The sequence below is a fragment of the Aquiflexum gelatinilyticum genome (assembly GCF_024813435.1).
GTDB classification, from domain to species: Bacteria; Bacteroidota; Bacteroidia; order Cytophagales; family Cyclobacteriaceae; genus Cognataquiflexum; species Cognataquiflexum gelatinilyticum.
The window spans coordinates 153,174-166,221 of sequence record NZ_JANAEZ010000012.1 but is presented as its reverse complement, the minus strand read 5'-3'; the positions used below and the strand labels follow the sequence as shown (position 1 = coordinate 166,221).

Genomic DNA, 13,048 nt, shown 5'->3' with positions numbered 1-13,048 from the left:
CGGTTCAATATTCGCTTGGCCTTCCATACGAAAAGACCTAATTGCTTACTTTGATGAACGGTTTGAAGGAAATGACACAGTTTAATGAACACTCCCGTGCAATTGGGAACCTGTAAACAGCTTTCTACAACTGAGACTGATTACTGACCACTGCCAACTGCTACTTAATCCTTTACTTCATCCTTCTCACCTCTCCCTTCATCCTTTCTAAAGAACTCCCTTCGTACTTGGCAATTGGTTCAGGGCGGATGTGTCTTTTGCGACAGCCATTTTGATGGCGCGGGCAAGGCCTTTGAAGATCGCCTCGATCTTGTGGTGCTCGTTTGTACCTTCAGCTTTGATGTTCAGGTTGCACTTGGCAGTGTCGCTAAAGGATTTGAAGAAATGGAAAAACATCTCCGTCGGCATGTCTCCGATTTTTTCCCTTTTGAATTCCGCATCCCAAACCATCCATGGCCGGCCTCCAAAATCTATTGCCACCTGCGCCAACACATCGTCCATCGGCAACAGGAAACCATAGCGGTAAATGCCTTTTTTGTCTCCTAAAGCTTTCAGGTATGCTTCACCCAAAGCCAAAGCGGTATCTTCAATGGTGTGGTGCTCATCGATATGCAAGTCGCCTTTGACTTCGATTAGCAGGTCTGTTCCACCATGTCGGCCCAATTGCTCGAGCATGTGGTCAAAAAATGGCAACCCGGTATAGATTTCACATTTCCCTGATCCGTCAAGATTGACCCGGATATGGATTTCTGTTTCGGATGTTTTGCGGAAAACCTCACCGATCCTTGCAGGCATCCTTAGGAATCTGTAAATCTCATCCCAACTTTTGGAACAGAATGTTGCTTTATCATCAGGATCTCCGATGTAAATGGACTTTGCTCCCATGTTTTTGGCCAATTGGATATCTGTCTTTCTGTCCCCGATCACATAGGAATTTGCCAAATCATAGGAGCCATCAAAATATTCTGTGAGCATTCCGATTCCCGGTTTGCGGGTAGGGAGATTCTCATGTTCAAAGGATTTGTCGATGTGGACTTTGGCGAATTTCACCCCCTCATTTTCCAAAGTGAGCATCATCTTGTCATGTGCTGGCCAAAAGTTTTCTTCCGGAAAAGAAGCTGTCCCCATGCCATCCTGATTCGTAACCATGACCAATTCATAATCACATTCCTCAGCGATTTTTCTCAGGTTGGATATTACCCTAGGTAAAAACTCCAAATCCTCTAAACTGTCGATCTGAAAGTCTGTTTGCGGCTCGACAATGATGGTTCCGTCCCGGTCGATAAAAAGTGCTTTTTTCATGGTTATCAAATAAATGTTATTGGTTATTAGGTTATTGGACTAGTTCAAAGATTGTCCTGCGAGTTTTTTGAATGAATTTAGAAAAGCTTCATTTTCCTCCCTTGTGCCTACAGTAATCCTCAGACAATCTTCACACAAAATCACTTTGGAGCGGTCGCGGACAATGATTTTGCTGGACACCAAGTCATCATACATTTTCTTGGCATCGGGAACTTTCACCAATAGGAAATTGGCGTGGGAAGGATAGATTTTCTTCACAAAAGGCAAACCTTCCAAATCTTTTTGAAGATGTTCTCTTTCCTCCAAAATAGTTTTCACCACTTTACTTATCGCATCTGCTTTCTCAAGAGACGCAAGTACCTTTTCCTGTGTCAGTCCGGAGATATTATAAGGAGGTTTGATCAAGTTTAAAATCCGGATAATTTCTTCTGAAGAAAAAGCCATCCCGATCCGGAGATTGGCAAGTCCCCAAGCTTTAGAGAATGTCTGCATCACAAGAAGGTTGGGATAATTTGCCAATTCGGTCGTAAAACTTTGCTCATCGCTAAAGTCGATATAAGCTTCATCTACCACAACCAATCCTTCAAAGCCTACCAGAATCTCACGGATGGCTTCCCTTTTCATCTTGTTGCCACTCGGGTTATTGGGAGAACAGACAAAAATAATCTTGGTGTTTTCATCTGTTGCTGCAAGGATTTCTTTTGGTCTGAGTTGAAAGTCTTCAGTAAGATTTACCTTTTTGATGGCAATGTCATTGATCGAGGCTGAGACCTCATACATCCCATAAGTAGGAGGAAGCAAAATGATATTGTCTATTCCCGGCCTGCAAAAGGCGCGCATCAACAGGTCAATGGCTTCGTCGCTACCATTTCCAAGGAAAATCTGCTTGGGAGAAACCCCTTTGATCACGGCCAATTTGGATTTGATTTCCTGTTGGTAAGGATCAGGATATCGGTTGAAAGCCTCCCCTGTCAGCGATCCATATGGGTTTTCATTGGCGTCAAGAAACACGCCGTCATGACCCGAATATTCATCCCTTGCAGAAGAATAGGGTTTGATGTTTCGGATATGGGGGCGTAATATTTTCTGAATATCAAAAGCCATTACTTTTTCTCTTTTAAATATTTGAGGCGGATACTAACGGCATTCTTGTGGGCATCAAGGAGTTCGTTCGCAGCCATGATTTCCACGGTGGGTCCAAGCTTCTTGATTCCTTTTTCGGTAATCTTTTGGTACGTGATTTTTTTGACAAAACTATCCAAAGATACTCCGCTGTAGTTTTTGGCATAGCCATAGGTAGGCAAAGTATGGTTGGTGCCGGATGCATAATCACCTGCCGACTCAGGTGTGAAGTTTCCAATAAATATCGAACCAGCATTGACAATCTGGGAAACAACAAAATCCTCGTTTTCAACACAGATGATTAAATGCTCTGGTGCATAGTCGTTGATCAGCTCGATGGCATTTTCTTCTTTACCCATGATCACAGCTACTGAGTTGTCCAAAGCACGCTTGGCAATGTCTTTTCGTGGCAGATTTTCCAATTGTTCTTCCATTTCTTTGAGCACTTTTTTGGTTACTTTTTCGGAGCTCGCCACCAATATCACTTGAGAATCCACGCCATGTTCTGCTTGTGAAAGTAAATCCGCAGCGACAAAGGAAGGAATTGCAGAGCTGTCGGCATATACCAACACCTCAGAAGGTCCAGCCGGCATGTCGATGGCGACTCCTTTTTTGGTGGCCAATTGCTTTGCGGCTGTGACATATTGATTGCCTGGTCCAAAAATCTTATCCACTTTGGGAACGGATTCTGTACCGAAAGTCATTGCGGCAATGGCTTGCGCCCCACCTGCTTTGACGATTTTGTCAATTCCGATTAGGTCTGCTGTGAATAATATAGCAGGATGGATATTCCCTTCTTTGTCCGGTGGGGTACAGATAACGATTTCTTCGCAACCTGCAAGATTCGCGGGGATACCCAGCATCAACACTGTTGAAAACAGCGGTGCCGTTCCGCCGGGAATATACAGCCCCACCCTTTGGATCGGCACAGATTTTCGCATGCAGGTCACCCCTTCCATTACTTCCATGACGAGGTCAGGCTGAGCCTGGGCAGCATGGAATTTTTCGATATTTTCTTTTGCCACCAAAATGGCTTCCTTTAGTTTTGGATCTATTTGCTCCCGTGCTTTTAGCACTTCTTCGTTGCTGACCAGTAAAGTTTTAATGGTGACATGGTCATACTCCAAAGCAAATTTTTTCAAAGCCTTATCCCCCATTCTGCTGACTTTGCGCATGATCGGCTTGACAATTTTGTCAATGGCTTTGGTCTTTTGAATTGGCCTCTGCAAGGCCTTGGTCCATTCAGACCTGGTGGGGTTGTATATGGTTTTCATGGAAAATGATTCAAATGGTTGTAATTGTTGTAGTGGTTGTCTGCTTCGCGTTGTCAGGTTGTCAAGTTGTCGAGTCCGTCACCCTGAGGCACGAAGGGTCCAATTTTTTATGGTTGTAATGGTTATAGTAGTTGTAATGGTTATCTGCTTCGCGTTATCAGGTTGTCAAGTTGTCGAAAGGTACTTCCAAAATACTCACGGCATTACTTCTCCCATCTGGTCTCGCTCCTCTTTTTTCTCAAATCTCCAGTCTTGTGTCTAGCGTCTTGAATCTTGTGTCTTCTTTAAACAACCATCTTTTCAATCGGTACAACCAAAATCCCCTCGGCACCTGCTGCACGGAGGCCTTCGATGTTTTCCCAAAACTGGTCTTCGCTCAATACCGAATGCACAGAGGACCAACCTTCTTCTGCCAATGGCAGAATTGTTGGACTTCTCATTCCTGGAATCAGGGCGATGATTTTGTCCAAAGAAGCGTTAGGGGCATTTAGAAGAACGTATTTGTTGCTTTTCCCTTTTTGGACAGCATTCATCCTAAAGAGCAATTTGTCCACGATTGCTAATTTTTCTTCAGAAAGAGATTTATTACCGATCAGGACGGCTTCGGATTTGAAGATTTCCTCCACTTCTTTGAGTCCGTTCATCATCAGCGTCGAACCCGAACTCACAATATCACAGATGCCTTGTGCCAAACCTATACTTGGTGCAATCTCTACAGAACCGCTGATTTCATGGATTTCGGCTGATATATTTTGGGATTTGAGGTAGTCACCAAGAATCTTTGGGTAGGAAGTAGCAATGCTTTTTCCATCAAAATATCTCACCCCTTCATATTCTTCCCCTTTGGGAATGGCGAGAGAAAGACGGCACTTGGAAAAACCCAATTTCTTCAGAACAAGTACATCCTTGTCTTTTTCAACCAATTCATTTTCACCCACAATACCAAGGTCCGCTACGCCGTCAGCGACATAACCAGGGATGTCATCATCTCTCAAAAAGAGAAATTCAATCGGGAAATTGGTAGAAGTAGACTTGAGTTTGCCTGTACCGTTATAGAATTTGATGCCACATTCCTTGATGAGGCTAAGAGAATCTTCACTTAATCTGCCGCTTTTTTGTACGGCTATTCGGATAATTGAATTCATGGGTGCAATATACGTTTAGTATCAAAATGCCAATAAGAATTTTGGATGATAGGGCTGTAAAGATATACCAACAGCCGTCCGCGGGCGATATGTCAAAAATTTCCTCCTTAGGAGGAATGATGCAAATGATGCACCCCACAGAGGATTGTGGGAATAGAAAAAGAAGCGCTATAGAAAGTCTTTCTGCTCATTGCGGAGGCAAAGTTAATACAGGCTTTTTAACTAGCAAGAAGGCGGGATTGTTTTTTTGAATGAGTAACGATGACCAAAAAATTCCGGTAGGTTCATTCTCCTCACTTACCTTGAAAATCAGCCATTTATCCAAATTCGATAGTTTTCTTGGGCAATAATGGTGTGATTATGTATTTGAAAAGTGGATGCAAATAAATTTCTGAATGCAAGAAACAAAAGCCGAGAAGCGAGAAAAGTCGCAGTAAGCAGTTTTCAGTGAGCAGAACCACAGAACTTGACAACCTGACAACGCAAAGCAGATAACCTTTCAACCAATTCCAACCCAACATACACCATGAAAAAAAACCTATTGACCGCTGTGATCTTTGCAGGATTGGTCCTCTGCACACTTACTCCTTCCTTTGCCCAATACGATAGGGTAGCTATGGACAGGGAATATATCATTTCCTTGACATCACGTTGGACAGGAGAGCGGCTGCCGGATGGAAGGCCTTTTGTTTCCGATGAATTATTGGAAAGGCTTAAAAGCGTGGTTTTGACCCACGCTTGGGGAGGATTGCGCAGCCATAAGTTCAATAATCAGTACCAAGGTGATTGGATGATGATCAATCCCGACAAAAACACCATCATGACAGGAAGGGCAGTGACTGCACAATATATGCCTCAGCGTCCTGATTTTGGGGATCTGATCCGGGAAGTGGGTTTGGCAGAGGGACATGGCGAAAAAGCCCAATCCAATGTTTGGCCGATCGAAATGCTGAAAGACGGTGATGTCTATGTGGCTGACGGATTTGCCAAAGTCGAGCAAGGGACACTTATCGGAGACCGATTGGCCAATTCGATTTATGCCAAGACGAAGCGTGGTGTCGTATTTTATGGAACAGTAAGAAATATCCAAGAGATCAAAAAGGTGGAAGGATTTAATGGTTGGATTCTGGGTGATCATCCTTCTTCCCTTGCTGAAGTCATGTTAACCTCCATCAATGCCCCGATCAGAATCGGGGATGTGACTGTTTTGCCGGGTGATGTGGTATTTGCTAGCCCTTACGGCACACTTTTCTTTCCGGCCTACCTTGTAGCCGAGATTGTCCTCAATGCCGAAATCAGCAACCTGCGCCATACTTATGGCATTATGCGCAACAAGGCTGGTGATTGGACGACAGGTCAGATCGACAGCAATTATTCAGAACAGATGAACAAAGAGTTTTATGATTACCTCAGAAACCTTCCTGACAACAAATTGCCTATGCCAAGGGCTGAATTGAATGCATTTTTGGAAGCAAGAAAAGATCGGAATATCGGAGGATAAAATTTTGATTAAATGGAAGTTTGTGAGTATACAAACTTGGGCAAGAAGAAAAAAAAATAAGGATTGGAGATGGGGAATCCCCACCTCTAATCCTTCACCCACTTAACCACAAACTACTTAAATTACCTCTGTACAATCGGAGCTCTCACAGATTCCAATAATTCTCCCACAGGACCAACCACATCAGCAGAGGTAATTCCTGCCTGCGCAGCACCTTCTACTACTGCCTGTATAAACAAATCATAATCGGCATTGTTGATTTTTCCTGTCATCCTGCCGTTTCTTGCAGGATCGTGCGCTGCTGACATACTCAAACCTGAATACATGAAATTCTTTGAACCGGTTGCCTCTGCAAGAAATTCCGAGAAATCCATCACCAACATATTCAGTCCGGTAGTCTGACCTGCACCGACTTCAGTCAGCAATACTGTAAAATAAGGTTGCAAAGCATCATATTTTCCACCTTCATTGGTGGCAATGGTAGTCACGGTATTAATGACGACTGTTCTCAGATTGAGAAAACCCTGCTCCACCGTTTGACCGGAATTAAGCGGATCGGCTACTTTCATTTCTCCACCCAGCTTGGTTGCATAAAAAGAAGTGTCGGGCGGCTCGGGCATTTCATCCTCATCGCAAGAGGAAAATCCCAAGGAAAATACTGACATTGCGGCTAATAGCCATACTTTTGACTTTTTCATAGTTTTAATATTTGGTTTAGTTTTCAAATGATTTTTGAAAGAAGGTTCCGAGCTTGTATGTTAAGGAGGTTTTGTCAATAACAGGACAGCTTTGGGTTAACATATCTGCAGGTGGCCGGTACAATTCAGCAGAAAGGGAAAAATTGAAGTTAATTTTATCCACCAGGTCTGAAGCTTGCCAAATTTTGTTATCATATAAGCATACCACATGACCGGAAGTAGCATTTATCCTGAAGTCTTTGATACCCTCAAGTTTTGAAAAATGAGTTTGAATACTGACAGCCTCCAAGGAATCAATACCTTGGGGAAAATCGATCCTGCTCAGGGCAATGCTTGGAATCCATCCTTCTTTTGGCCTGCTGACCTGATAAATGTGCACTGCCAAAACCAACACCAATAAAGCAAAGATGCCAATGACACCGATTATTAATTTTTTCCACATACTTTCTGAAAATTGATTTGTGGTGATATACGATGGGCTGTTTGGGATCGGATTTAGGGGATTGTCAATTTTTTTAATAAAAATTTTCAGAGACAATAAAAAAACCACTTTTCAAATTTTATTTAGTGTTATTATGAAATTTTCGTAATGTTTTGTTATTTTTAGTTTTAAATTAAAAAATCAATGCGCTCACTTATTACAATATTTCTCCTGATTTTCTGTGTTTCCTGTTTCGGCAGTTTCTCTGAAGGCGAAAGGTATTTTCATCAGGCTGATTATGAAAAAGCCATTTCGGAGTTCTCCAAGACACTTTTTCTCAATGTTACCGATGTCAAGTCCCTTCACCTCAGGGCAAGGTCCTATGAAGAATTGGAGGAATTTGACAAAGCGGTCGAAGATTACCAAACCATAATCCACTATGATCCTACTTATGCCCAAGCCTATGCAGGTATAGGGAAACTCTATTGGAAAAAGGAGGATTATAAAAACGCCCAAAAATTCCTGCTCCTTGCAGCCAAGGAGGATGGAAAAGATTATGAAATCCTGTTTTTGTTAGGCCGAGCAATGCTGATGAACAAAGACTATCAAAGTGCGGATGAATTTTTGCAGTTAGCCAAAGAACTTAATCCCTCGGATTCCCGGGTTTATTTTTATCAAGGTATGGCAAGGTCTCAGATCGGGGATATTTTGGGGGCAGCAGGGTCGTTCAATATGTGCCTGAAATATGACCCTGAAAACATAACTGCCAAATACAACCGGGGCTTGATCCTTTTGCTAATTGGGAATCCCGAATGGGCTTTGGAGGATTTTGAAGATGTTTTGAAGGAAAATCCAAACCATATTGAAGCCTTGGCACGAAGAGGGAATGCTAAAATTGATATCGACGATCCTACAGGATGCAAAGATCTTCGAGAAGCGGCTGAAAAGGGAAGCCTTTATGCCAAAATGAACTTGGAGAGGTGTGAGTGATTGGTGTTTGGGTTATTTGGTTATTGGGTTTATTGGTTAACTGTCGCCGTGAAAAAAGACGGGATGCTTTTTCATTTTTTACATAGCCTTTGTATCTAGGATTTTCAGTCGTTCCTACAACCAATGACGTATTTGTCGGGGCCGTCACTCTGAGTGAAGCGAAGAGTCTCTAGTAAAAGAGATCCTTCATCCTTGTGCCTCAGATTCAGGATGACGCAAGACTAAATGTTATCACCTTTCTGTAAATTCCAAATTTTAAACACTCGAGATGAAAAAGAGTAGGTTAATCTTGGTTCTTTATACTTGGTTTAAAGGAACTCGCCTTTTGCTTTACCCCTCTAGTCTCTCTCAAGACCCAAATCTCTCCCTGATCGCATTTTTATAGTTTTCCCTACCCTCTTTAGAAGTAAATAGAAAAAGATACGGCTCAATCAATTCAAGCTCCATCAGGTAAAAAACGCCTTTAATCCACACTCCATCCACCCGGGCATACATGGTATCTGCGGCAAATTCATCGATGATTTTTTGGATATAAACCAATTCAATCAAAGACGGATCAAAGGTATGGATCTGTCCCCCAAAGAAATGTTGTACCCGGAATTCTCCTGATTTTGCACTTTTCAATACCGCATGGGAAAATTTTCCATTGAAAAACAAATAAGAATACTCCCCTACTTCTGCCACTTCCCTGATAAATGGCTGAAGCATAAAATCTTCCGAGGCAAGCAAGTTTTGTATCTCTTCTTGTTTGACCTGCCAATTATCTTTTTCGATTTTCATGGTGTTCTTTGCCCCTCCGCTGACAGTTGGTTTGATGACAATCTGTTCAGTCTTAAAAGTATCAAAACATGCATTAAGATCCGGTATATGGTTTTTGCTGTTGAAAATTGTGGGGACTATTGAAAATCCACGGTCCTCAATTCCTTTTAAATAACGCTTATCAGAATTTTGGATTACCGTATCAATGTCATTTACCATAATGATTCCCAATGATTTGATCCTATGGCACCAATCCAAAAACTCAGCGTACCTATCAAAATAATCCCATGGAGACTTCATGAGAAGATGGGTATATTTTATCCAATCTACCGAAGTGTCAGACCAAACTTCAAAGGAAAAATCGATACCGAGTTCCTTCAGGATCACTTCAAGGATTTTATCTTCATCCTCCACGCCTGTGGTGGCATAAGATCCTCTCGCCTCATAGGTGATTACAGCAATTTTCATGATTTTGGGTGATTTTTTTCGTTGGCAATTATATGTTAATTTTTGCATAAAATCTTCCGGTGCTTACAATTCCATGCTTTTAATCATATTTTTGGTTTTCTAATTTTATGAAGAGAGAAAAACTTGTCATCATCCCCACGTACAATGAACTGGAAAATATCCATGATATCAGTTTGGCTGTCATGGCATTGGAAGGAAAATTCGAGCTGCTGATCATTGATGATAATTCCCCAGATGGTACTGCTGAGGAAGTAAAAAAATTACAAAAAGAATTCCCTGATCGGATCCACCTGATCCAAAGAGAAGGCAAGCTTGGCTTGGGTACAGCTTACCTCGAAGGCTTTCACTATGCATTGGTCAATGGGTATCAATACATTTTTGAGATGGATGCTGATTTTTCACATAACCCTTCCGACCTGATCAAATTGTATAAAGCCTGCTCAGAAGGAGGTTTTGACATGGCGATCGGTTCCCGCTATATTACAGGTGTCAATGTGGTCAATTGGCCGATGGGAAGGGTTTTGATGTCATTTTTTGCGAGCAAGTATGTCCAATTCATCACCGGCATGCCAATCAAAGATGCCACGGCAGGGTTCAAATGCTACACTAGAAAAGTCCTTGAAAGCATCAGACTAGACAGGATCAAATTTATCGGATACGCTTTTCAGATCGAAATGAAGTTTACCACTTGGAAACTTGGATACAAAATCAAAGAAGTTCCGATTATTTTCACCGACAGAACCAAGGGAACATCCAAAATGAACACCCGTATTTTCAAGGAAGCGGTTTGGGGGGTGATTTACATGAAATTTTTAAGCTTTTTCAAAACTTATAAAATCAATCAAACCGAATAGCTTTGATGGGCTGAATGTTGCTGATGAGCATGGCCGGAATGAATAAAACAAGGGTAGTCACCAGAAGTACGGAAGCATTGAGGAGAATGAAAACAGGCCAATTCCAAGATATTGGCACAAAGGTCATATAATAACTAGCAGGGTCTAAAGCTATCCACTGAAATTTTTGCTGGATCAACCCAAAGCCGAAAGCGATGGCATTTCCGATCAGCAATCCTCTGCCGATGATCCTGACTCCATTCCATACAAAAATCTTCCGGATCTGCTTGTTGGTAGAACCCAAGGCTTTCAATATCCCGATCATCTGCGTTCGCTCCATGATGAGGATAAACAATATGGAAACCATATTAAATGCAGCTACGAATAGTATCAGACCAAGAAATATATACACATTATTGTTGAGCAAAATAAGCCAATCAAATATCTCGATGTATTTATCAGTGACTTTGATCAGTTTGAGGTCAAAGTCCAGAGAATTGTAAATGGGTTCGGCCATTTCTTCCAGCTTTTTATCGTCATTTACAAAAACCTCAAACCCACCTACCTGATCTTCTGACCATCCATTGAGGTTTCGGATTGTCTGTATGTCGCCGATGATGATTTTATCATCGAAGTTTTCCAGGAAGGTTTCATATAATCCGACGATTTCAAATCTTCTGAACCTTGGAGGTTCTTGCACAAAGTACATGGTAATCCTTTCCCCTACCTCCAGTTTAAGTTTATCAGCTATTTTGCGACTGACAAGGATCTCATTGGAAGCTGCAGAATCTGAAAATTGGATAAACCTTCCCTCAATGATGGAATTCTGAAAACCCATGGTATCAAAGTCCGGTCCGACCCCTTTCATCAAAACTCCCTCCACTTCTTCGTCTCCTTTTAAGAGACCGGGTTTATGGGCATAAACCTGCACATGGCTTATGAGGCTATTCTTCGTATGTTCCTTATAAAAATCAGAATTCTTGGAAGTGGGACTTTCCTCAAAGGTATTGCCTGAAACAAACTTTTGGACTTGATAATGTCCGGTAAATGAAAAAACTTTCTCGGAAATTTTGTCCTGAAAACCTTCCAAAATCATGAATGAACCCAATGACACTGCGATTCCGATGGCCACGGATGCCACAGCGATACGATGGATTGTCCCGGTAAAACCGCCTGTCCTCTTAAAACTGATTCTTTTGGCAATGAAATAGGAAAGGTTCAATGATTTTGCTTATTTGGTTGAAATTCTACCGCAAAGTAACTATGAAGCCATTCAAAATAATCATACTTGCCACATTTTTCCTTCAGAGTCCGGCATTTTGCAAAACAAAAACCCAGCCTGACCCAATACTGCAGTCCATTGCCCAAAACCCTATCCTTCCCGCAGCAGATCAACCGGATGTTTACCTGCCACTTTTGAAGGGGAAAAAGGTAGGTTTGGTAGTCAATCAGACTTCCATCCTTACTTCCAAAAATAACATCCACCTCGTTGATTTTTTGATGTCTCAGGGGATTGAAGTGGTCAAGGTTTTTGTCCCCGAACATGGATTCCGGGGAGATGCCGATGCCGGAGAAGTGGTCAATTCTGAGATTGATAAGCGCACCGGATTGCCGATAGTATCGCTGTATGGAAACAATAAAAAGCCCTCTGCCGAAACATTAAAGGATATTGATGTCCTCGTCTATGACTTGCAGGATGTCGGTATCAGGTTTTATACCTACATCAGCACCATGCATTATGTGATGGAAAGTGCAGCAGAAAACAAAAAGCCAATGTTGATTTTTGACAGGCCCAATCCCAACGGTAACTATATCGATGGCCCTGTTCTCAAAAAAGGATATGAAAGCTTTGTAGGCATGCATCCCATTCCTGTGGTCCATGGACTGACTGTAGGGGAATTGGCACAGATGATCAATGGTGAAGGATGGCTCAAGGGCGGAGTAAAAAGCGATATTCAAGTCATTCCTGTCAAAAACTGGAATCATGATATTCCTTACAGCCTTCCGGTAAAACCCTCCCCAAATCTTCCCAACGATACTGCCATCCGCCTATACCCTACGCTGTGTTATTTTGAAGGGACGGATGTCTCTTTAGGAAGAGGCACCTATTTTCCATTTCAGGTATATGGCTATCCAGATCCCAAGTTCGGGGATTTCACCTTCACTCCTGTAAGCATCGATGGCATGTCCAAGACTCCACCCCAACAGGATAAAAAATGCTTTGGTAGGGATTTGAGAAATGAACCACTGACCCATCAGTTTACTTTGAAATACCTTTTGGAGGCTTATGAAATTTCTGGGAAGAAGGAAAAATTCTTCAACAACTTCTTTGACAAATTGGCCGGAAGTGACAAACTGAGAAAGGATATTTTGGCCGGAAAAACCGAAGCTGAAATCAAAGCATCCTGGCAGGAAGATCTTGAAAGTTTCAAAAAATCCAGAAATAAATATTTGATTTATTAAATTTCACCAAAAATCAAAGTCATCTTTCCCTGCATTAAAGATTCAGGTTGCGTAAATTTAATCCGTTCATCC

Annotated in this window: 12 protein-coding genes; 4 read left to right on the top strand and 8 right to left on the bottom strand. The window is 42.0% G+C overall.

Annotation, left to right across the window (positions count from 1 at the left end; genetic code table 11):
• Positions 1-207: 207 nt before the first annotated feature.
• The 4 genes from hisB to hisG all read right to left on the bottom strand — a co-directional run bounded on the left by hisB (position 208) and on the right by hisG (position 4,843).
• Positions 208-1,302: a bifunctional histidinol-phosphatase/imidazoleglycerol-phosphate dehydratase HisB gene (hisB, locus tag NK987_RS20335; protein ID WP_258421463.1), complete on the bottom strand. Its 1,095-nt coding sequence runs from the start codon at positions 1,300-1,302 to the stop codon at positions 208-210.
• Positions 1,303-1,341: 39 nt separating this feature from the next.
• Entirely contained in the window at positions 1,342-2,406 is a 1,065-nt protein-coding gene (hisC, locus tag NK987_RS20330; RefSeq protein ID WP_259265358.1) for a histidinol-phosphate transaminase, read from the bottom strand.
• Positions 2,406-3,698 (bottom strand): histidinol dehydrogenase, encoded by a 1,293-nt coding sequence (hisD, locus tag NK987_RS20325; protein ID WP_258421461.1) that lies wholly within the window; start codon positions 3,696-3,698, stop codon positions 2,406-2,408. The genes hisC and hisD overlap by 1 nt, the downstream gene beginning before the upstream one ends.
• A 284-nt stretch (positions 3,699-3,982) precedes the next feature.
• Positions 3,983-4,843, bottom strand: a complete 861-nt coding sequence (gene hisG / locus NK987_RS20320; RefSeq protein ID WP_259265357.1) for an ATP phosphoribosyltransferase — start codon at positions 4,841-4,843, stop codon at positions 3,983-3,985.
• 526 nt (positions 4,844-5,369) lie between these two features.
• On the opposite strand from hisG, the gene NK987_RS20315 reads away from it, so the two are divergent.
• Positions 5,370-6,344: an RraA family protein gene (locus tag NK987_RS20315; RefSeq protein ID WP_259265356.1), complete on the top strand. Its 975-nt coding sequence runs from the start codon at positions 5,370-5,372 to the stop codon at positions 6,342-6,344.
• Between the two features lie 122 nt (positions 6,345-6,466).
• On the opposite strand, the gene NK987_RS20310 is transcribed toward NK987_RS20315, so the two are convergent.
• Together NK987_RS20310 and NK987_RS20305 are read right to left on the bottom strand one after the other, a co-directional pair.
• Positions 6,467-7,042 carry a globin family protein gene (locus tag NK987_RS20310; protein WP_259265355.1) on the bottom strand — a complete coding sequence of 192 codons (576 nt, stop codon included), beginning with the start codon at positions 7,040-7,042 and terminating at the stop codon, positions 6,467-6,469.
• A 16-nt stretch (positions 7,043-7,058) separates the two neighbouring features.
• On the bottom strand, positions 7,059-7,484 hold the full coding sequence (locus tag NK987_RS20305; RefSeq protein WP_259265354.1) for a heavy-metal-associated domain-containing protein: 426 nt from the start codon (positions 7,482-7,484) through the stop codon (positions 7,059-7,061).
• Between the two features lie 183 nt (positions 7,485-7,667).
• On the opposite strand from NK987_RS20305, the gene NK987_RS20300 reads away from it, so the two are divergent.
• A complete protein-coding gene (locus NK987_RS20300) occupies positions 7,668-8,453 on the top strand; it encodes a tetratricopeptide repeat protein (protein ID WP_259265353.1) in 786 nt (261 codons plus the stop codon).
• Positions 8,454-8,801: 348 nt separating this feature from the next.
• On the opposite strand, the gene NK987_RS20295 is transcribed toward NK987_RS20300, so the two are convergent.
• Positions 8,802-9,680 carry an ATP-grasp domain-containing protein gene (locus tag NK987_RS20295; RefSeq protein WP_259265352.1) on the bottom strand — a complete coding sequence of 293 codons (879 nt, stop codon included), beginning with the start codon at positions 9,678-9,680 and terminating at the stop codon, positions 8,802-8,804.
• A gap of 107 nt (positions 9,681-9,787) precedes the next feature.
• On the opposite strand from NK987_RS20295, the gene NK987_RS20290 reads away from it, so the two are divergent.
• Positions 9,788-10,534 carry a polyprenol monophosphomannose synthase gene (locus tag NK987_RS20290; RefSeq protein ID WP_259265351.1) on the top strand — a complete coding sequence of 249 codons (747 nt, stop codon included), beginning with the start codon at positions 9,788-9,790 and terminating at the stop codon, positions 10,532-10,534.
• On the opposite strand, the gene NK987_RS20285 is transcribed toward NK987_RS20290, so the two are convergent.
• Positions 10,518-11,735, bottom strand: coding sequence for an ABC transporter permease (locus NK987_RS20285; protein WP_259265350.1), 1,218 nt, complete (start codon positions 11,733-11,735; stop codon positions 10,518-10,520). The two genes, NK987_RS20290 and NK987_RS20285, sit on opposite strands and share 17 nt — an antisense overlap.
• Before the next feature lie 41 nt (positions 11,736-11,776).
• On the opposite strand from NK987_RS20285, the gene NK987_RS20280 reads away from it, so the two are divergent.
• Complete coding sequence (locus NK987_RS20280; protein ID WP_259265349.1) at positions 11,777-12,976, top strand: exo-beta-N-acetylmuramidase NamZ family protein; 1,200 nt, start codon at positions 11,777-11,779, stop codon at positions 12,974-12,976.
• Positions 12,977-13,048: the final 72 nt, after the last annotated feature.